Source organism: Micromonospora globispora (assembly GCF_003857015.1).
In the GTDB taxonomy this organism is placed as follows: Bacteria; Actinomycetota; Actinomycetes; order Mycobacteriales; family Micromonosporaceae; genus Micromonospora; species Micromonospora globispora.
This window is the reverse complement of record NZ_QGGF01000248.1, coordinates 1-18850: the sequence shown is the minus strand read 5'-3', so window position 1 is coordinate 18850 and position 18850 is coordinate 1. Positions and strand designations below refer to the sequence as shown.

The following is an 18850-nucleotide window of genomic DNA, read 5'->3' as shown; positions in this document are numbered from 1 at the left end:
CCATCGCGTCGGCGTTCCCCCTCGCCTGCTCCGACCTGCCGGCGCCGCTGCCCGGCGAGCCCGGCGCCACCGAGCGTGGCCACCGCCGCGTAGAGCCCGTCGGCGGTCGCCACGGCGAGGGCTGCGGCCGCGCCGACCCGGAAGGAGGTCCGGGCGCTGAGCCCGAGGATGAGGATGGCGATCGCGCCGACCGGGACGGCGACCCCGTAGCCGGCCACCATGCCGGCGAGGAACGCCCCCGTCATGACGGCGGACGGCGGGTCGAGACGCCGCCGGGCGAGGTCTGCTGTCGACGCGCGGTGTCGGCCGCGCGGACAGGGACCTGCTTCGGGTACGTCTCGATCACGGCATCATCATCGGCGGCGGCCCTCGCGTGCGCTAGCCATTTCCCGGGCTCCGCCGCCGGCCCCGGACCGTCCCCGCTCTCGGTGACGTTGGGTAGGGCCGCTGCTGGCGGCATCGGGATGGGCTCGTCGCTTTGCTCTGCTGCCCCCACCGCAACACCGGGTCTGAGCAGCCACTTCAGGTTGGAGGCAGTACCGGCGGACCGCAGGAAGCGTCACACTCCGCGACAGTGTTGCGTGCGGGGCAGCAGAGCAAAGGAAGCGATGGCAGGTGTGGCCCGCAGGCAGGCGGCCGTAAGAAAGCGCCGCGAGCGGGCCCCCGGGCGGGGACACGCTCGCGGCGCGTTACGTGATGCGGGGCTACGTCAGACGTTGAAGCCCAGGGAACGGAGCTGGTCCCGACCCTCGTCGGTGATCTTGTCCGGGCCCCACGGCGGCAGCCAGACCCAGTTGATCCGGATGTCGTTGACCAGTCCCCCGCCGGGGCCGGTGGTCAGCGCCTGCCGGGCCTGGTCCTCGATCACGTCGGTCAGCGGGCAGGCCGCCGAGGTCAGCGTCATGTCCAGCGTGGCAACGTTGTCGTCATCGACGTGCACGCCGTACACGAGGCCGAGGTCGACCACGTTGATGCCCAGCTCGGGGTCGACGACGTCCTTCATCGCCTCCTCGATGTCGGCGACGGCGGCCTTGCCGCCTCCGGTCGTCGGCGTCGCCGCGGTGGCGGTTTCCTCGCTGCTCATGCCTTCACCTCCGTCGGGCTCACGCCCACCCCGGCGCGTGCCGCGGCGTCCTTGAACGCCATCCACGACAGCAGCGCGCACTTCACCCGGGCCGGGTAGCGCGCGACACCCGCGAACGCCACCCCGTCACCGAGTACTTCCTCGTCCGGCGTGACCTGGCCACGCCCGGACATCAACTCGACGAACGCCTCGTGCACCGTGGCGGCGTCGTCCGCCGCCCGGCCGCGCAGCAGCTCGTGCAGCACGCTCGCCGACGCCTGGCTGATCGAGCAGCCCACGCCGTCGTACGAGATGTCCGTAAACACCTTGCCGTCGGTGGCCACCCGCACGGTGATCTCGTCGCCGCAGGTCGGGTTGACGTGGTGCGCCTCGCCGACCCGGGCGTCCGGGTCCACCGCCTCCCGCAGGCCACGGCCGTGCGGGTGCTTGTAGTGGTCCAGGATGATCTCCTGGTAGAGCTGGTCGAGCTGCATCAGTCGAACACCTTCCGCACCTGCTCGAGGCCGGCCACCAGCGCGTCGATCTCGTCCATGGTGGTGTACAGGTAGAACGACGCCCGCGTCATGGCCGGGACGCCGAACCGGGTGCACACCGGCTTCGCGCAGTGGTGCCCCACCCGCACCTGCACACCGAGCGAGTCGAGGACCTGCCCGACGTCGTGCGGGTGGATGTCGCCGAGCGCGAACGAGATCGTCCCGCCCCGGCCGACCGGTACGTTCGGACCGAAGATCCGCAGCCCGGGCACGGTGGCGAGGGCGTCCAGCGCGTACGCGGTCAGCTCCTTCTCGTGCCACTGGATGGCCCGCATCCCGATCCCGGTGAGGTAGTCCACCGCCGCGCCGAGCGCCACCGCCTCGGCGATCGGCGGGGTGCCCGCCTCGAACCGAGCCGGCGGCGCGGCGAACGTCGACCGCGCCATCGACACCGTTTCGATCATCGAGCCGCCGCCGAACACCGGGGGCATCGCGGCGAGCAACTCACCCCGGCCCCAGAGCACACCGATGCCGGTCGGGCCGCACATCTTGTGCCCGGTGAAGACGATGAAATCCGCGTCGTAGTCGACCACGTCCATCGGCAGGTGCGGCACCGACTGCGAGCAGTCGAGCAACAGCAGCGCGCCGACCTCACGGACCCGCTGGGTGATCCGGGCGGTGGCGTTGACCGTGCCGAGGATGTTGGACATGTGCACCAGCGAGACGATCTTCGTCCGCTCGGTGACCAGCTCCTCCAGCCCCGACTCGTCCAGCCGGCCGTGGTCGGTGAGCGGGAACCAGCGCAGGGTCGCGCCGGTCCGCTCGGCCAGCAGCTGCCACGGCACGATGTTCGAGTGGTGCTCCATCTCGGAGATCACGATCTCGTCGCCGGGGCCGAGCCGGAACCGCGGGTCGGCGTCGGGCCGCAGCGAGGCGTTCGAGAACGCGTACGCGACGATGTTGATCGCCTCGGTCGAGTTCTTGGTGAACACCACCTCGTCCACGCTCGGCGCGTTGATGAACGTGGCGATCTTCGCCCGCGCCCCCTCGTACGCCTCGGTCGCCTCGGTGCCCAGGGTGTGCACCGAGCGCGACACGTTGGCGTTGTGCATCGCGTAGTGCTCGGCGAGCACGTCGAGCACCTGCCGCGGCTTGTGCGAGGTGTTGGCGCTGTCGAGATAGACCAGCCGGTGCCCGTTGACCTCCCGGTCGAGGATCGGGAAGTCGGCGCGCACCGTGGCCACGTCGAAACGCGGCACATCGTCGTACTGCGGCATCCCCGACGGGATGGCGATGGTGGTCATCTCAGCGGCCCCTGTCCTGTGTGTCAGGCCCGCGCCGAACCGGCCCCGGCGGCGTACCGCTCGTAGCCCTCGGCCTCGAGCTTGTCGGCCAGCTCCGGGCCGCCCTGCTCGACGATCCGGCCGGCGACGAAGACGTGCACGAAGTCGGGCTTGATGTAGCGCAGGATGCGGGTGTAGTGGGTGATCAGCAGCAGGCCGGTGTCGCCGGTGTCGCGGACCCGGTTCACGCCCTCGCTGACCACGCGCAGCGCGTCGACGTCGAGGCCGGAGTCGGTCTCGTCGAGGATCGCCATCTTCGGCTTGAGCAGCTCCAGCTGGACGATCTCGTGCCGCTTCTTCTCACCGCCGGAGAAGCCCTCGTTGACGTTGCGCTGGGCGAATGCCGGGTCCATCTGGAGCTTCTGCATCGCGCCGCGCAGCTCGCCGGCCCAGGTCCGCAGCTTCGGCGCCTCGCCGTCGATGGCGGTCTTGGCGGTGCGCAGGAAGTTGGCCACCGACACGCCGGGGACCTCGACCGGGTACTGCATGGCCAGGAAGAGGCCGGCGCGGGCCCGCTCGTCGACGGACATGGCCAGCACGTCCTCGCCGTCCAGGGTCACCGAGCCGCCGGTGATCTCGTACTTGGGGTGGCCGGCGATCGAGTACGCCAGGGTGGACTTGCCGGAGCCGTTCGGGCCCATGATCGCGTGGGTCTCGCCCGACTTCACGGTCAGGTCGACACCGGCCAGGATCGGCTTGAGCTCACCCTCGGGCAGCTTGACCGACACCTTCAGGTCGCGGATCTCCAGGGTGCTCATTATCGGGTCACTCCATTGCTCGGCGTCAGGCTGACGTAGATGTCGCCGTCGCGGACTTCGACGGGGTAGACGGGAACGGGTTCGGTCGCGGGCAGCCCGGTCGGCTCACCGGTACGCAGGTCGAAACGGGATCCGTGCAGCCAGCACTCCAGCGTGCAGCCGTCGACCTCGCCCTCGGAAAGGGCCACCGCGGCGTGCGAGCACTCGTCGTAGACGGCGTAGAAGTTGTCGTCCTCGCCGTGCACGAGGGCGATCTGGGTGCCGTCCACGTCGGCGCTGATCGCGGTGCCCTTCGGCACGTCCTCGGTCGAGCAGATCTTGATCATCAGGCGCCGGCCTTGGTGAGTCGGGCCTCGATCGCGTCGCCGAGCCGCTCGCGCAGCTCCTCGACGGGGATCTTGTTGATCAGCTCGGCGAAGAAGCCGCGGACCACCAGGCGGCGTGCCTCCGACTCCGGGATGCCGCGGGCCATCAGGTAGAAGAGCTGCTCGTCGTCGAAGCGGCCGGTCGCGCTCGCGTGGCCGGCGCCGGCGATCTCGCCGGTCTCGATCTCCAGGTTCGGTACGGAGTCCGCCCGGGCGCCGTCGGTGAGCAGCAGATTCCGGTTGATCTCGTACGTGTCGGTGCCGGTCGCCTCGGCCCGGATCAGCACGTCACCGACCCAGACGGTGTGCGCGCTGTCGCCCTGCAGGGCGCCCCGGTAGCCGACGTAGCTGCGGCAGTCCGGCACGGTGTGGTCGACCAGCTGCCGGTGCTCCAGGTGCTGGCCGGAGTCGGCGAAGTAGAGGCCGTACAGCTCGGCCTCGCCGCCCCGGTCGCCGTACTCCACCGAGGTGTACTGCCGGACCAGGTCGCCGCCGAGGCTCACCTGCACGTGGATCACCTTGGCGTCCCGGCCCAGCTTGACCTTCAGGTGCTGGGCCTGCACCGCGTCGTCGGCCCAGTCCGCGACGGTTACCAGGGTCAGCTTCGCGCCGTCGGCTACGGAGACCTCGACGTTGTCGGCCAGGGTGGCCGAGCCGGCGTGCTCCAGCACCACGGTGACCTCGGCGAACCGGCCCACCTCGACGAAGGTGTGCCCGAACGCCAGGCCGTCCGCGCCCGCACCGACCACTCGCAGACTGACCGGCGCCGCAACCACGGTCGAGGGATCCACCGACACCAGCAGCGCCTGGTCGGTCCCGCCGTACGCGAGCGCGCTGAGCCGGTCGACCGGGGTGAGCACGCTGCCCACCCGCGGGTCGTCCTTGCCGATCCGGGAGACGGTGACGCCCTCGGGCAGCTCGCCGTACTCGTGCCGGACCGTGCCGGTCGCGGCCTGCGCCCCGCCGACCAGGCCGCGCAGGCGCTTGAGCGGGGTGAAACGCCACTCCTCCTCCAGGCCCGTGAGGGCCGGGAAGTCGGCGACGTCGTACGAGCGGAGCGCCTGCGACTTGGTGCTGGGCGGCGCGGAAGCCTGGGTAGTCATCTCTTCCTTGGTCTGTTCTGCGACGACGGTGTCTGGTGCTGGTCGGGCGAGCCGGCGGACCGACCCGCCCGCGGGGCGGGCGGCGTCAGCCGACCGCGCCCTCCATCTGGAGCTCGATCAGGCGGTTGAGCTCCAGGGCGTACTCCATCGGGAGCTCCTTGGCGATCGGCTCGATGAAGCCGCGCACGATCATCGCCATCGCCTCGTCCTCGCTCAGCCCCCGGCTCATCAGGTAGAAGAGCTGGTCGTCGCTGATCTTGGAGACGGTCGCCTCGTGCCCCATCGACACGTCGTCCTCGCGGATGTCGACGTACGGGTAGGTGTCCGAGCGGGAGATGGTGTCGACCAGCAGCGCGTCGCACTTGACCGTGCTCCGGCTGCTGTGCGAACCCTCCAGCACCTGGACCAGACCGCGGTACGAGGTGCGGCCGCCGCCCCGGGCGATCGACTTCGACACGATGGTCGAGGAGGTGTGCGGCGCGGCGTGCACCATCTTGGCGCCGGCGTCCTGGTGCTGCCCCTCGCCGGCCATGGCCACCGAAAGCACCTCGCCCTTGGCGTGCTCGCCGGTCATGTAGACCGCCGGGTACTTCATGGTGACCTTGGAGCCGATGTTGCCGTCGACCCACTCCATGGTCGCGCCCTCGTGGCAGACGGCGCGCTTGGTGACCAGGTTGTAGACGTTGTTCGACCAGTTCTGGATGGTCGTGTAGCGGCAGCGCGCGTTCTTCTTGACGATGATCTCCACGACCGCGCTGTGCAGCGAGTCGGAGGAGTACAGCGGCGCGGTGCAGCCCTCGACGTAGTGCACGTAGGCGCCCTCGTCGACGATGATCAGCGTCCGCTCGAACTGGCCCATGTTCTCCGTGTTGATCCGGAAGTAGGCCTGCAGCGGGATCTCCACGTGCACGCCCTTCGGCACGTAGATGAACGAGCCACCCGACCACACGGAGGTGTTGAGCGCGGCGAACTTGTTGTCGCCGACCGGGATCACCGTGCCGAAGTACTCCTTGAAGATGTCCTCGTGCTCCTTGAGGGCGGTGTCGGTGTCGAGGAAGATGACACCCTGCTCCTCGAGGTCCTCGCGGATCTTGTGGTAGACCACCTCGGACTCGTACTGCGCCGCGACACCGGCGACCAGCCGCTGCTTCTCCGCCTCCGGGATGCCCAGCCGGTCGTAGGTGTTCTTGATGTCCTCCGGCAGGTCCTCCCAGCTGGTGGCCTGCTTCTCGGTGGACCGGACGAAGTACTTGATGTTGTCGAAGTCGATCCCGGTGAGGTCCGCGCCCCAGGCCGGCATCGGCTTGCGGCCGAACAGCCGCAGGCCCTTCAGGCGCAGGTCGAGCATCCAGGCCGGCTCGTTCTTCTTCGCCGAGATGTCCCGCACCACCGCCTCGTTGAGGCCACGCTGGGCGGCGGCCCCGGCGACGTCGGAGTCGGCCCAGCCGTACTCGTAGCGACCGAGGGCGGCGAGCTGCTCCTCCTGGGTCAGGGGCTGGACGATCTGCTCGGTCATCTATCTGTCCTCACAGTGGTGACGGTGTTACCGGACTGGGCACGCGGCTGGGCGGGGATGTGCGTGGTGCACACCCCGTCGCCGTGCGCGATGGTGGCCAGGCGCTGCACGTGGGTGCCGACCAGGCGGGAGATCACCGCGGTCTCGACCTCGCACAGCTGGGGGAACTCGGCGGCCACGTGCGCCACCGGGCAGTGGTGCTGACACAGCTGGCCGCCGGAGGCGATCGTGGACGCGTTGGCAGCGTAACCCTCGGCGGTCAGCGCTCCGGCGAGCGCCTCCGCCCGCGCGAGCGGCTCGTCGCCGGCGTCCTCCATCGCGGCCCGGCAGCGGGCCTCCAGGGCGGCCACCTGGTCGGCGGCGAACGCCTCGACCGCCTCCGAACCGCCGTTGCGAGCGATCCAGCGCAGCGCGGCGGTGGCCATGTTGTCGTAGTGGTGGGTGCCGCAGCGGACCCGGGCGGCGTCGGTCAGCACGAACACCTTCGCCGGGCGGCCCCGGCCGCGGCTGCCCCGGACGGTCTGCTCGCGGGCGACCACGTCGCCGTCGGCGAGCATCGCGTCGAGGTGCCGCCGGATGGCCGCCGGGCTGAGCCCGAGCGCCGAGCCGAGCTGGGCCGCGGTGGTCGCCCCCCGCTCCAACAGGAGCTGGGTGACCCGGTCCCGGGTGGAAAGATCGGACGCGGCGGTACCGGCGACCGGACCGGTCGCCTGGAGGTGCTCGGAGAGCGCCGCCGTGTTTTTCACAACGCCAACGTTACGTAATTCGCTCGGGAGTCGCAAACCCGGGTCCCGGTGATCCGTACCACCGGTGCGGCGGAGTCGCCCGATCGGGTACCACTACGGTGCGTAGGATTTGCGCCGTGATGCCTTCCGCGCGGTTCCCGGTCTCCGTCACGCTGCTGCGCCGCCTCGCGTACGCCTCGATCATCGCGAACGTGGGGATCGTGGTGACCGGCGGGGCGGTCCGCCTCACCGCCTCGGGCCTGGGGTGCCCCACCTGGCCCCGGTGCACCGACGGGTCGTACACCACCACGCCGGAGATGGGCGTGCACGGGATGATCGAGTTCGGCAACCGGCTGCTCACCTTCGCGGTGGGCATCATCGCGCTGGCCGTGCTGCTGGGAATCCTGACCCACCGGGTCCGGCCGCGCGGGGTGCTGTCGCTGGCGGTCGCCGTCTTCCTGGGCATCCCCGCGCAGGCCGTGATCGGCGGGATCACCGTGCTGACCCACCTGAACCCCTGGGTGGTCGGGCTGCACTTCCTCGCCTCGATGGTGGTCATCGCCGCCGCGTACGCCCTCTGGCGGCGCATCGCCGAGCCGGACGGGCCGGCGGTGCCCACCGTGCCCGCACCACTGCGCGCGCTGGCGCTGTTCACCACGCTGGTGAGCGCCGCGGTGCTGGTGGTCGGCACGTGGGTCACCGGCAGCGGCCCGCACGCCGGCGACCAGGGCGCCGCCCGCAACGGTCTGGACCCCGAGGCGATCTCCCAGGTGCACGCCGACGGTGTGTTCCTGCTGATCGGCCTCTCCGTGGCGCTGGTCTTCGCATTCCGGGCGGTCGGCGCGACTCGGGCGGCCCGGGCCGCCGTGGTGCTGGTCGCGGTCGAGCTGAGTCAGGGCCTGATCGGCTTCGTGCAGTACTTCACCCACCTGCCGGCGGTGCTGGTCGCCGCGCACATGCTCGGCTCCTGCCTGGTCCTGCTGGCCACCCTGGCGGTCCTCTGGTCGACCCGGGAACGCCGCCCGGCCGACCCGGCCGTGGGCGCCGTCGCGGCCGGCCAACGGGTCACGGTCGCCGCCTGACCGGCGGGGCTCACCCGCCGCCGGGTCGCCGCCCACGCCCGGCTCCCGAAGACGGGAACGGGTGCGCTTGTCGTCGCTCGGCGACGACAAACTCACCCGGAAGAGGTCAGGCGCGCAAGCGCAGGTGGGTGCAGATCGCCTCGGCCAGTCGGTCGGGGGCGCCGTCGGCGTACCCAATGAACAGGCTCGGCTCGGTCAGCTCCAGCTCCACCAGGACGGGTGAGCCGTCCGCGCCGGGGATCAGGTCGACCCGGGCGTAGAGCAGCCGCTCGGTGCCGCCCGGCACCACGGCCAGGGTCTTCTCCGCGACGGCCAACTGCTCCGGCGTGGCCGACCGGGCGGCGATCTCCTCGGGCTTGTAGAGCCCCTCCACGCCCAGGTCCGGCCCGGTCAGCATTGGGCCCTTGCGGATCGCGTGGCTGAACGCCAGGCCGTCCGGGCCGGCCAGGAAGAGCAGTGCGGTCTCGCCGGCCGTGTCCACCGCGCTCAGGTACGGCTGGACCATGGTTACCCGGCCCGCGTCGGAGAGGCGTCGCACGTGCGCCTCGGCCAGCTCCCGGTGCTCCGGGTCGGCCAGGTCGTACCGGCCGGTGTCCTGGCTGCCGGCGCTGACCGCGGGCTTGATGACGTACTCACCGCGGTCGGCGGGCCGGGTCCAGGTCTCCCCCGGGCCCACCCAGGCCGTCGGGACGGTGGGCACCCCGGCGGCGGAGAGTTCAGCCAGGTACCGCTTGTCGGTGTTCCAGCGGACCACGTCGGCCGGGTTGAGCAGGGCCGGTACGGTCTGCGCCCAGGCGACGAACTCGTCGCGGCGCAGCGCGTAGTCCCAGGGCGAGCGGAACACGACCAGGTCGTACCCGGACCAGTCCACGGCCGGGTCGTCCCAGACGGCCGCCTCGACGGTGACGCCGCGGGCGGCCAGCGGAGCGAGCACGAGTCGGTCGTCCGGGTCGAGGTCGGACAGCTCGGCACAGGTGACGAGAGCGACCCGGGGTTCCCCCCGGGTCGACTGGTGGTGGTTGGTCAATTTATGTCAACGGGCCATCGTGCGCCGGGCCATCGACCGCCAGAGGTCGTTGCTCGGACGCATCTGGTCCATCAGCTCACGCTCCCAGGCGTTCTCGACGGCGACCCCCGCCTTGGCGCAGGCCTGCCGCGCGATGTCGGTGCCGTCCGCGAACTGGTCGGCCCACGCCCCGTCCTCACCCACGAGGACGATCCGCGCACCGCGCTTGCCGACGTACTCGATGACCGCCTTCGCCCCGCCGTGGGCGCCGGCGAACGACTTGATGCCCGAGACCAGGCCGTTGGGGGCCTGCTCCGTGGCGGTCTTCTCAGCCGTCAGCGTCGTATCGGAACCATCTGCCATGACGCGAAGCCTAAGCAGAGTTCCACCCCCATGCGCGAGTTACATGAACAATTTGTGATGCCGATTACCAACAGGTTTAAGGAAGAGCACAGGTAATTTGCCCGAGCATGTCGCTTAAGTCCGGGCGAAGCGGACACGCAAGATCGTCACTATCTGTCCCGGTTGCGCGACCTCGCTCAGGTCGCAAAAAATCCGAAAAAATCTTCCGGCGTCCCCGGAGCCATCCACCGGGATCGGTCCGCGGCGCCGCTCAGATCAGGGCGTCGAGCGCGACGGCAGCGAAGAGGATGGTCAGGTAGGTGGTGGACCAGTGGAACAGCCGCATCGGCTTGACCGCCTCGCCGCGCGCGGCGCGCCGGCAGAGCTTGTGCGCCTCCACCACGAAGATGCCACCGACCACCAGCGCCGTGACGCCGTAGATCGGGCTCATCCCCAGCGGCCAGACGGCCAGCGAGGAGAAGAGGGTCAGCCAGGAGAAGATGATGATCTCGGCGTTGACCCGGCGGACCGAGGCCACCACCGGCAACATCGGGATGCCGGCCCGGGCGTAGTCCGCCTTGTACTTGATGGCCAGCGCGTAGAAGTGCGGCATCTGCCAGAAGAAGACCACCGCGAAGAGCCACCATGCGGCGGGAGCCAGCGAGCCGGTGACCGCGGCCCAGCCGATCAGCACCGGGGCCGCCCCGCACGCCCCGCCCCAGAAGGTGTTGGCGGCGGTCGTCCGCTTCAGCCACAGCGTGTAGACGAGGTCGTAGTAGGCGATCGCGGCCAGGGTCAGCCCGGCGGCCAGCAGGTTGGTGAACGCCGCCATCATGGCGACCGAGACCACCGCCAGCACCAACCCGAAGACCAGCGCGTTGCGCGGCGACACGGTGTGCGCCGGCAGCGGACGACGCTTGGTGCGCCGCATCAGCTGGTCGATGTCCCGGTCGATGTAGCAGTTGAGCACGCTGGCCGCGCCGGCCGCGAGCGAGCCGCCGACCAGCACCACGGCGACCAGCCAGAGCGACGGCATGCCGCCGTCCGCGAGCATCATCGCCGGCACCGTCGTCACGAGCAGCAGCTCGACGATCCGCGGCTTGGTCAGCGCGACGTACGCGGAGACAACGGCCCGAACGTCCCGACGGCCGGTCGCCGACGCCCCGGCCACCGTGCGCACCGGCGGCTGCCCGGCAGAGTTGCTGACGGGGCGCTCGGTGATCATGCTCACGGATTGCCACCTTCCGGCGTCGGCAGGGGGAGATCGGGTCGGCCCGGACCCGTCCGGGTCCACACACCGCCCCACAGACTACGCGTCGTCGTTTTCGCTGCCCCGCAGACCCGAGAACGGTGCGGGCCGTCACAGTCGACGGGAACGGCCGATCCGGTCGCAGGAGTACAGAACGGCATACAGAGATCCCCGGGCGCACGTTTAGAACCGCTCGATAGGGTCATCAGTGAGGGTTCCGCCCATCTGCCGAGGAGCACAACCATCGTGGCTGCCAACCGACCCGAGCACCCCGCTCTCAACTGGTCCGACCTCGACCGCAGGGCCGTCGACACGGTCCGCGTGCTGGCCATGGACGCCGTGGAGAAATCCGGCAACGGCCACCCGGGCACGGCGATGAGCCTCGCGCCCGCGGCGTACCTGCTCTTCAACCGGGTCATGCGGCACAACCCGGCCGACCCGAACTGGCCCGGCCGCGACCGGTTCGTGCTCTCCGCCGGGCACTCCAGCCTGACCCTCTACATCCAGCTCGTCCTCTCCGGGTACCCGCTGAGCCTGGAGGACCTCAGGTCGCTGCGGCAGTGGGGCTCGCTCACCCCGGGCCACCCGGAGCACGGACACACCCCGGGCGTGGAGACCACCACCGGTCCGCTCGGCCAGGGCCTCGGCAACGCGGTCGGCATGGCGATGGCGGCCCGCCGCGAACGCGGCCTCTTCGACCCCGAGTCCGAAACCGGCGAGTCGGTCTTCGACCACGACATCTGGTGCATCGCGTCCGACGGTGACATCGAGGAGGGCATCTCCCACGAGGTCAGCTCCCTCGCCGGCCACCAGCAGCTGGGCAACCTCTGCGTGATCTACGACGACAACGAGATCTCGATCGAGGACGACACCCGGATCGCCAAGAGCGAGGACGTCGCCGCCCGCTACGAGGCGTACGGCTGGCACGTGCAGACCGTCGACTGGCGCCGCGGCGACGCCGACCAGGGCGACTACCACGAGGACGTGGAGGCGCTGTACCAGGCGCTGCTGGCCGCCAAGGCGGAGACCGGCCGCCCCTCCTTCATCGCCCTGCGCACCATCATCGGCTGGCCCGCGCCGAACAAGAAGAACACCGGCAAGATCCACGGCTCGGCGCTCGGCGCGGACGAGGTGAAGGCCACCAAGGAGATCCTCGGCTTCGACCCGCAGAAGAACTTCGAGGTCGACGAGAAGGTGCTCGACCACGCCCGGACGGTGATGGCCCGGGGCGCCGCGGCCCAGCAGGAGTGGAACGGCGCGTACGAGACCTGGGCGAAGGCCAACCCGGAGCGCAAGGCGCTCTGGGACCGGATGGCCGTCCGGAAGCTGCCGGAGGGCTGGGCCGACGCGCTGCCGACCTTCCCCGCGGACGCCAAGGGCGTCGCCACCCGGGCCGCCTCCGGCAAGGTGCTGGAGGCGCTGGCCCCCGTGCTGCCGGAGCTCTGGGGCGGCTCGGCCGACCTCGCGGAGAGCAACAACACCACGATGAAGGGCGAGCCGTCGTTCATCCCGGCGGTGCACGCCACCAAGGACTTCCCGGGCGACGAGTACGGCCGCACCCTGCACTTCGGCATCCGTGAGCACGCCATGGGCGCGATCCTCAACGGCATCGCCCTGCACGGGGGTACCCGCCCGTACGGCGGCACGTTCCTGGTGTTCAGCGACTACATGCGCCCCTCGGTGCGGCTCGCCGCGCTGATGAAGCTGCCGGTGGTCTACGTCTGGACGCACGACTCGATCGGCCTCGGCGAGGACGGCCCCACCCACCAGCCGGTGGAGCACCTGACCGCACTGCGGGCCATCCCCGGCCTGGACGTGGTCCGCCCGGCCGACGCCAACGAGACCGCCTGGGCGTGGCGGCAGGCCCTCGAGCACACCGACCGGCCGACCGCGTTCGCGCTGAGCCGCCAGGCGCTGCCGACCGTGGACCGGTCCCAGCTGACCGGCGCCGAGGGCGTCGCCAAGGGCGGCTACGTGCTGGCCGAGGCCTCCAACGGCAAGCCGCAGGTGATCATCATCGGCACCGGCTCCGAGGTGCAGCTCTGCCTCACCGCGCGGGAGCGGCTGGAGGCCGACGGCACCCCCACCCGGGTGGTCTCCATGCCCTGCCAGGAGTGGTTCTTCGAGCAGGACGAGGCGTACCGGGAGTCGGTCCTGCCGCGCGGGGTAAAGGCACGGGTGAGCGTGGAGGCGGGCATCGCGATGTCCTGGCGCGGGATCGTCGGCGACTGCGGCGAGAGCGTGAGCCTGGAGCACTACGGCGCGAGCGCCCCGCACACCGTGCTCTTCGAGCAGTTCGGGTTCACCCCCGACCGGATCGTGGCCGCCGCGCACGCGGCGCTGACCCGGGTGGGCGAGATCACCGGTTTCACGACCGGCAACTGAGGGGAGCGTGGACGGCATGACGGACAGGCTGGGTGAGCTGAGCGCCGCCGGGGTGGCGATCTGGCTCGATGATCTTTCCCGGGTACGACTGAGCTCCGGCGGGCTGGATCAGCTGCGCCGGGAGAAGCACCTGGTCGGGGTGACGTCCAACCCGACCATCTTCGCAAAGGCGATGAGCGACGCGGACGAGTACAACTGGCAGCTCAAGGACCTCGCCACCCGTGGGCTGGAAGTCGAGGAGGCGGTCCGCCTGCTCACCACGTACGACGTGCGGTGGGCGTGCGACGTGATGCGGCCGGCGTACGACGCGACCGCCGGGGTGGACGGCCGGGTGTCCCTGGAGGTGGACCCGCGGCTGGCCCACGAGACGGAGAAGACGGTCGCCGAGGCCAAGGGGCTGTGGTGGCTGGTCGACCGCCCCAACCTCTTCATCAAGATCCCGGCGACCGAGGCGGGGCTGCCGGCGATCACCGCGACCCTCGCCGAGGGGATCAGCGTCAACGTGACCCTGATCTTCGGGCTGGACCGCTACTCGGCGGTGATGGACGCGTTCCTCGCCGGGCTGGAGCAGGCGAAGGCGAACGGGCACGACCTGTCGAAGATCGGCTCGGTGGCGTCCTTCTTCGTCTCCCGGGTCGACAGCGAGGTCGACAAGCGGCTGGAGAAGATCGGCTCGGACGAGGCCAAGGCACTGCGCGGCAAGGCCGCGATCGCCAACGCCCGGCTGGCGTACGAGCGCTACTGCAAGGTCTTCGCCTCCGACCGCTGGCAGGCCCTGGCCGACGCCGGCGCCCACCCGCAGCGCCCGCTCTGGGCGTCCACCTCGACGAAGAACCCGGACTACCGGGATGTCATGTACGTCGAGGAGCTGATTGCCCCCGGCACGGTCAACACCATGCCGGAGCCGACCATCCACGCCTTCGCCGACCACGGTGAGATGCGCGGCGACACGATCACCGGCGCGTACGACGACGCCCGCAAGGTCTTCACCGACCTGGAGGCCGTCGGCGTGGACATGTCCGACGTGATCGTAGTTCTGGAGCGCGAGGGCGTGGAGAAGTTCGAGGCGAGCTGGCTGGAGCTGCTCGACGGCGTGCGGAAGTCCCTGGCCGAGGCGGGCAAGGGTGCCGGCAAGCCGGGACAGGCCGCCAAGGGCAGCGCGCAGGCCGCCGAGCAGGCCGGGGGCAACGCGTGACGGACGGCCGCGGACGCGCCTCGGGGCACCGCCCCGGGGCGCGCCACGCCGTCGTGCACGGCGGGGGGCGGACGTGAGCGACCTGCTGGCCGGACGGGCGGACGTGGCCGCCGGGTTGGCGGTGTACGGCGCGGACCCGGTCGACCGGTCCGCGCCCGCGTCCGTACGGGACGCCCTGGTGGCCCGGGGCGTCCCGGCCAAGCTGGCCGCGAAGGATCCGACGCTGTGGGGCCCGGAGGCCCAGGCGGAGGCGAGGAACCGGCTCGGCTGGCTGGACACCCACCGGCGCAGCCGGGAACTCCTCCCGCAGCTCGCCGAGCTGACCGAGGAGCTGGCCGACCTCGACCACGTGGTGCTCGCCGGGATGGGCGGCTCGTCGCTCGCCCCGGAGGTGATCGCCCGGACCCTCGGTCGGCCGCTGACCGTGCTGGACACCACCGACCCGGGGCAGGTACGCGCGGCGCTGGCCGACCGGCTGGAGCGGACCGTGGTGGTGGTCTCCAGCAAGTCCGGCGCCACGGTGGAGACCGACAGCCACCGGCGCGCCTACTGGCAGGCGTTCCTCGACGCCGGCATGACCGAGGCGGAGGCGGCCCGGCACTTCGTCGTGGTGACCGACCCCGGCTCGCCGCTGGAGGCGACCGCGAACGAGATGGGCGTGGTCACCATCTACGCCGACCCGGAGGTCGGCGGCCGGTACTCGGCGCTGACCGCGTTCGGCCTGGTGCCCGCCGCGCTGGCCGGGGTCGAGGTGATGCAACTGCTCGACGAGGCCGAGGCGCTGGCCGAGGCGCTCGACCGGGACGCCGACAACCCCGGCCTGGCGCTGGGCGTCGCGCTCGGCGCGGCCGCCACCACCGGCCGCGACAAGGTCGCCCTGGTCCCCGACGGCACTGGGATCGACGGGCTGGGCGACTGGGCCGAGCAGCTGATCGCCGAGTCCACCGGCAAAGCCGGCCTGGGCATCCTGCCGGTGGTCGTCGAGTCCCCCCAGGCTCCCGGGGCCACCGGCCGCGACGTGCTGACCGTGACCTACGGCGGTGCGCTGGACGCCGGCGCGGTGCCCGGCGGCGGCTGCGCCCCCGACGTGGCGGTCAACGGCCCGCTCGGCGCCCACTTCCTGACCTGGGAGTACGCCACCGCGATCGCCGGGGTGGTGCTCGGCGTCGACCCGTTCGACCAGCCGAACGTCACCGAGAGCAAGGAGAACACCGCCCGCATCCTGGCCTCCGGTGCGCCGGCGGAGACGCCGACGTTCACCGAGGGCGCCATCGAGGTGTACGCCCCGCCGGGTGCCCCGGGCGACCTGGCCGGCGTCCTGCGCTGGCTGCTCGACGGGCTGGGCGGGGACGGCTACCTGACGGTGATGGCGTACCTCGACCGGCACGCCGACGCCGGCGCGGCCGGGCTGCGCCCGCTGCTGGCGGAGGCCGCCGGACGGCCGGTGACCTTCGGGTGGGGGCCCCGCTTCCTGCACTCCACCGGCCAGTACCACAAGGGCGGCCCGCAGGTCGGCAGCTACCTTCAGCTGACCGGCGCGGTCACCGACGACCTGCCGGTGCCGGGACGCCCCTACAGCTTCGGGGAGCTGCAGGCAGCGCAGGCCGCCGGCGACCGGCAGGCCCTGGCCGGTCGGGAGCGACCGGTGCTACGACTGCACCTGACCGAGCGGGCGGCGGGCGTCGCCCAGCTGCTCGATGCGGCCGGACGGACACGGACGTGACGATGAATGACGTGAACCAAGCGGAGCGAGGAGGCGGCATGAACCCGCTGCGCGACCCTCAGGACCGGCGGCTGCCGCGGATCCCCGAGTCATGCGCTCTGGTGATCTTCGGGGTCACCGGTGACCTGGCCCGCAAGAAACTGCTGCCGGCGGTGTACGACCTGGCCAACCGGGGGCTGCTGCCGCCCGGTTTCGTGGTCCTCGGCTTCGCCCGGCGGGACTGGGGCGACGGCGACTTCGAGTCGCTGGCCCACGAGGCGGCGAAGAAGCACGCCCGTACGCCGTGGCGGGAGGAAGTGTGGTCCCGGCTGGCCGGCAACATCAAGTTCGTCGGCGGTTCGTTCGACGACGACGCGGCCTTCGACCACCTCGCCGCCACCCTGGACGAGCTGCGCGACACCCACGGCATCCCGGGCAACGCCGCCTTCTACTTCTCCATCCCCCCGGCGGCCTTCCCGGTGGTGCTCAAGCAGCTCGCCCGCACCGGCATGGCGGACAACGCGAAGTCCGGCGGCTGGCGCCGGGTGGTGGTCGAGAAGCCGTTCGGCAACGACCTGCCCTCGGCGAAGGCGCTCAACGACCTGGTCGACGACGTCTTCACCCGCCAGGACGTCTTCCGGATCGACCACTACCTGGGCAAGGAGACCGTCCAGAACATCCTCGCCCTGCGGTTCGCCAACAATCTGTTCGAGCCGCTGTGGAACTCGAAGTACGTCGACTCGGTGCAGATCACCATGGCCGAGGACGTCGGCATCGGTACCCGGGCCGGCTTCTACGACTCGGCCGGTGCGGCCCGCGACGTGCTCCAGAACCACCTGCTCCAGCTCCTGGCGCTGGTGGCGATGGAGGAGCCGACCAGCTTCGACGCCGACGAGATCCGGACCGAGAAGCTCAAGGTGCTCAAGGCGATCACCGTGCCGAAGGACGTCGCCGGGGACACCGTCCGGGGCCAGTACCTGCCCGGCTGGGTGGGCGGCGAGCGCGCGGTCGGGTACCTGGAGGAGGAGGGCGTCCCGGCGGACTCCACCACCGAGACGTATGTGGCCGTCAAGCTCGGCATCCAGAACCGGCGCTGGGCCGAGGTGCCGTTCTACATCCGGGCCGGCAAGCGGCTGCCCCGCCGGGTCACCGAGGTGGCCATCATGTTCAAGAAGGCGCCGCACCTGCCGTTCAACCCGGAGGACATGGAGATGCTCGGCCCCAACCAGCTCGTCATCCGGGTCCAGCCGGACGAGGGCGTGGTGCTGAAGTTCGGCTCGAAGGTGCCCGGCACCACCATGGAGGTCCGCGACATCGCGATGGACTTCCAGTACGGCGAGGCGTTCACCGAGTCCAGCCCGGAGGCGTACGAGCGGCTCGTGCTGGACGTGCTGATCGGCGACCGGACGCTGTTCCCGGACGCCGCCGAGGTGGAGCAGAGCTGGCAGGTGGTGGACCCGCTGGAGCACGCCTGGGCGGCCACGAAGCCGGAGCCGTACCGGGCCGGCGAGTGGGGCCCCCGGGCCGCCGACGAGATGCTGGCCCGCGACGGCCGGTCCTGGCGACGGGCATGACCGAGCAGACCTGGAGGATCCGTTGATCGGCTTGTGGGACACCACCGGCAACGAGGTGGTCAAGGCGCTCGCCGCGGAGCGACGCAGCGCGGGCGGGGTGGCCAGCGGCATGGCGCTCACCCTGATCGTGGTGGTGGACGAGAAGCGGGTCCGGGAGGCCGAGGCGGCGGCGACCATCGCGGCCGCCGCCCACCCGTGCCGGATCGTCGTGGTGGTCCGCTCCGACTTCGAGCGGGACCGCAACCGGCTGGACGCGGAGATCGTCGTCGGTGGCCGGCTGGGCCCGTGCGAGGCGGTGGTGACCCGGATGTACGGCCGGCTCGCGCTGCACGCCGAGTCGGTGGTGATGCCGCTGCTGGTGCCGGACGTGCCGGTGGTGACCTGGTGGCACGGGGAGCCCCCGGTGGAGATCGCCACGGACTTCCTCGGCGTGGTGGCGGACCGGCGGATCACCGACGCCGCCCAGGCCGCCGACCCGGTCGCCGCGCTGAAGCAGCGGGCCGCGGACTACGCCCCCGGCGACACCGACCTGGCCTGGACCCGGATCACCCCGTGGCGAACCCTGGTCGCCGGGGCGTTCGACACCACCCAGGCCCGGGTCACCGAGGCGACCGTGGTGGCGCCCCGGACCGACCCGACCGCGGCGCTGATGCGCGGCTGGCTGGCCGCCCGGCTCGGCATCGACCCGGTGTGGGAGCCCACCGACCAGTACCCCCGGATGCGCGAGGTGCAGCTGCGCTGCGCCAACGGCGACGAGCTGACCCTCACCCGGGAGGACAACATCGCCACCTTCCGGCGTACCGGGCAGGAGGACCGCGCCCTGCCGCTGGTCCGCCGGCCGCTCGGGGACGAACTGGCCGAGGAGCTGCGCCGGCTCGACGCCGACCAGGTGTACGCCGAGGCCCTCGGCGCGACCGCCGGCCTCACCGATCTGGAGCAGCGTCCGGG

Annotated in this window: 17 protein-coding genes and 1 pseudogene; 6 read left to right on the top strand and 12 right to left on the bottom strand. The window is 71.3% G+C overall.

Features of this window, described 5'->3' with window-relative positions; genetic code table 11:
• From DKL51_RS11355 to DKL51_RS11315, 9 genes and pseudogenes are all read right to left on the bottom strand, one after another.
• Positions 1–245 (bottom strand): annotated as a pseudogene (locus DKL51_RS11355) (hypothetical protein); the annotation flags it as partial.
• Positions 246–709: 464 nt separating this feature from the next.
• Positions 710–1084: a metal-sulfur cluster assembly factor gene (locus tag DKL51_RS11350; RefSeq protein WP_243420722.1), complete on the bottom strand. Its 375-nt coding sequence runs from the start codon at positions 1082–1084 to the stop codon at positions 710–712.
• Entirely contained in the window at positions 1081–1557 is a 477-nt protein-coding gene (sufU, locus tag DKL51_RS11345; RefSeq protein ID WP_109944129.1) for a Fe-S cluster assembly sulfur transfer protein SufU, read from the bottom strand. Before sufU ends, DKL51_RS11350 begins: the two co-directional genes overlap by 4 nt.
• Positions 1557–2861: a cysteine desulfurase gene (locus tag DKL51_RS11340; RefSeq protein ID WP_109965307.1), complete on the bottom strand. Its 1305-nt coding sequence runs from the start codon at positions 2859–2861 to the stop codon at positions 1557–1559. Before DKL51_RS11340 ends, sufU begins: the two co-directional genes overlap by 1 nt.
• A 23-nt stretch (positions 2862–2884) precedes the next feature.
• On the bottom strand, positions 2885–3658 hold the full coding sequence (sufC, locus tag DKL51_RS11335) for a Fe-S cluster assembly ATPase SufC (RefSeq protein WP_109944127.1): 774 nt from the start codon (positions 3656–3658) through the stop codon (positions 2885–2887).
• Positions 3658–3984: a non-heme iron oxygenase ferredoxin subunit gene (locus DKL51_RS11330; protein WP_109944126.1), complete on the bottom strand. Its 327-nt coding sequence runs from the start codon at positions 3982–3984 to the stop codon at positions 3658–3660. The genes sufC and DKL51_RS11330 overlap by 1 nt, the downstream gene beginning before the upstream one ends.
• Positions 3984–5126: a Fe-S cluster assembly protein SufD gene (sufD, locus tag DKL51_RS11325; RefSeq protein WP_109965306.1), complete on the bottom strand. Its 1143-nt coding sequence runs from the start codon at positions 5124–5126 to the stop codon at positions 3984–3986. Before sufD ends, DKL51_RS11330 begins: the two co-directional genes overlap by 1 nt.
• An 85-nt stretch (positions 5127–5211) precedes the next feature.
• Positions 5212–6642 (bottom strand): Fe-S cluster assembly protein SufB, encoded by a 1431-nt coding sequence (sufB, locus tag DKL51_RS11320; RefSeq protein ID WP_109944124.1) that lies wholly within the window; start codon positions 6640–6642, stop codon positions 5212–5214.
• Positions 6639–7388 carry a helix-turn-helix transcriptional regulator gene (locus DKL51_RS11315; RefSeq protein WP_109944123.1) on the bottom strand — a complete coding sequence of 250 codons (750 nt, stop codon included), beginning with the start codon at positions 7386–7388 and terminating at the stop codon, positions 6639–6641. Before DKL51_RS11315 ends, sufB begins: the two co-directional genes overlap by 4 nt.
• A gap of 98 nt (positions 7389–7486) precedes the next feature.
• On the opposite strand from DKL51_RS11315, the gene DKL51_RS11310 reads away from it, so the two are divergent.
• The gene (locus DKL51_RS11310; protein ID WP_185734776.1) at positions 7487–8449 is read left to right on the top strand and encodes a COX15/CtaA family protein; all 963 of its coding nucleotides are present in this window, start codon (positions 7487–7489) and stop codon (positions 8447–8449) included.
• Positions 8450–8555: 106 nt separating this feature from the next.
• Here DKL51_RS11310 and DKL51_RS11305 read toward each other — a convergent pair whose 3' ends face one another.
• From DKL51_RS11305 to DKL51_RS11295, 3 genes are all read right to left on the bottom strand, one after another.
• Complete coding sequence (locus DKL51_RS11305) at positions 8556–9476, bottom strand: ATP-grasp domain-containing protein (protein WP_124812024.1); 921 nt, start codon at positions 9474–9476, stop codon at positions 8556–8558.
• Positions 9477–9482: 6 nt separating this feature from the next.
• Entirely contained in the window at positions 9483–9818 is a 336-nt protein-coding gene (locus DKL51_RS11300; protein ID WP_109944120.1) for a hypothetical protein, read from the bottom strand.
• Positions 9819–10068: 250 nt separating this feature from the next.
• Positions 10069–11028, bottom strand: coding sequence for a heme o synthase (locus tag DKL51_RS11295; RefSeq protein WP_109944119.1), 960 nt, complete (start codon positions 11026–11028; stop codon positions 10069–10071).
• Between the two features lie 264 nt (positions 11029–11292).
• On the opposite strand from DKL51_RS11295, the gene tkt reads away from it, so the two are divergent.
• The 5 genes from tkt to DKL51_RS11270 form a co-directional block, all read left to right on the top strand.
• The gene (gene tkt / locus DKL51_RS11290) at positions 11293–13431 is read left to right on the top strand and encodes a transketolase (RefSeq protein WP_109965304.1); all 2139 of its coding nucleotides are present in this window, start codon (positions 11293–11295) and stop codon (positions 13429–13431) included.
• 16 nt (positions 13432–13447) lie between these two features.
• Positions 13448–14626 carry a transaldolase gene (gene tal / locus DKL51_RS11285; RefSeq protein WP_109944132.1) on the top strand — a complete coding sequence of 393 codons (1179 nt, stop codon included), beginning with the start codon at positions 13448–13450 and terminating at the stop codon, positions 14624–14626.
• 73 nt (positions 14627–14699) lie between these two features.
• Entirely contained in the window at positions 14700–16349 is a 1650-nt protein-coding gene (locus tag DKL51_RS11280; RefSeq protein ID WP_109965303.1) for a phosphoglucose isomerase-related protein, read from the top strand.
• Between the two features lie 38 nt (positions 16350–16387).
• On the top strand, positions 16388–17902 hold the full coding sequence (gene zwf, locus DKL51_RS11275; protein WP_109944116.1) for a glucose-6-phosphate dehydrogenase: 1515 nt from the start codon (positions 16388–16390) through the stop codon (positions 17900–17902).
• A 22-nt stretch (positions 17903–17924) separates the two neighbouring features.
• On the top strand, positions 17925–18850 hold a 926-nt coding region (locus DKL51_RS11270), incomplete at its 3' end, for a glucose-6-phosphate dehydrogenase assembly protein OpcA (RefSeq protein WP_124812023.1).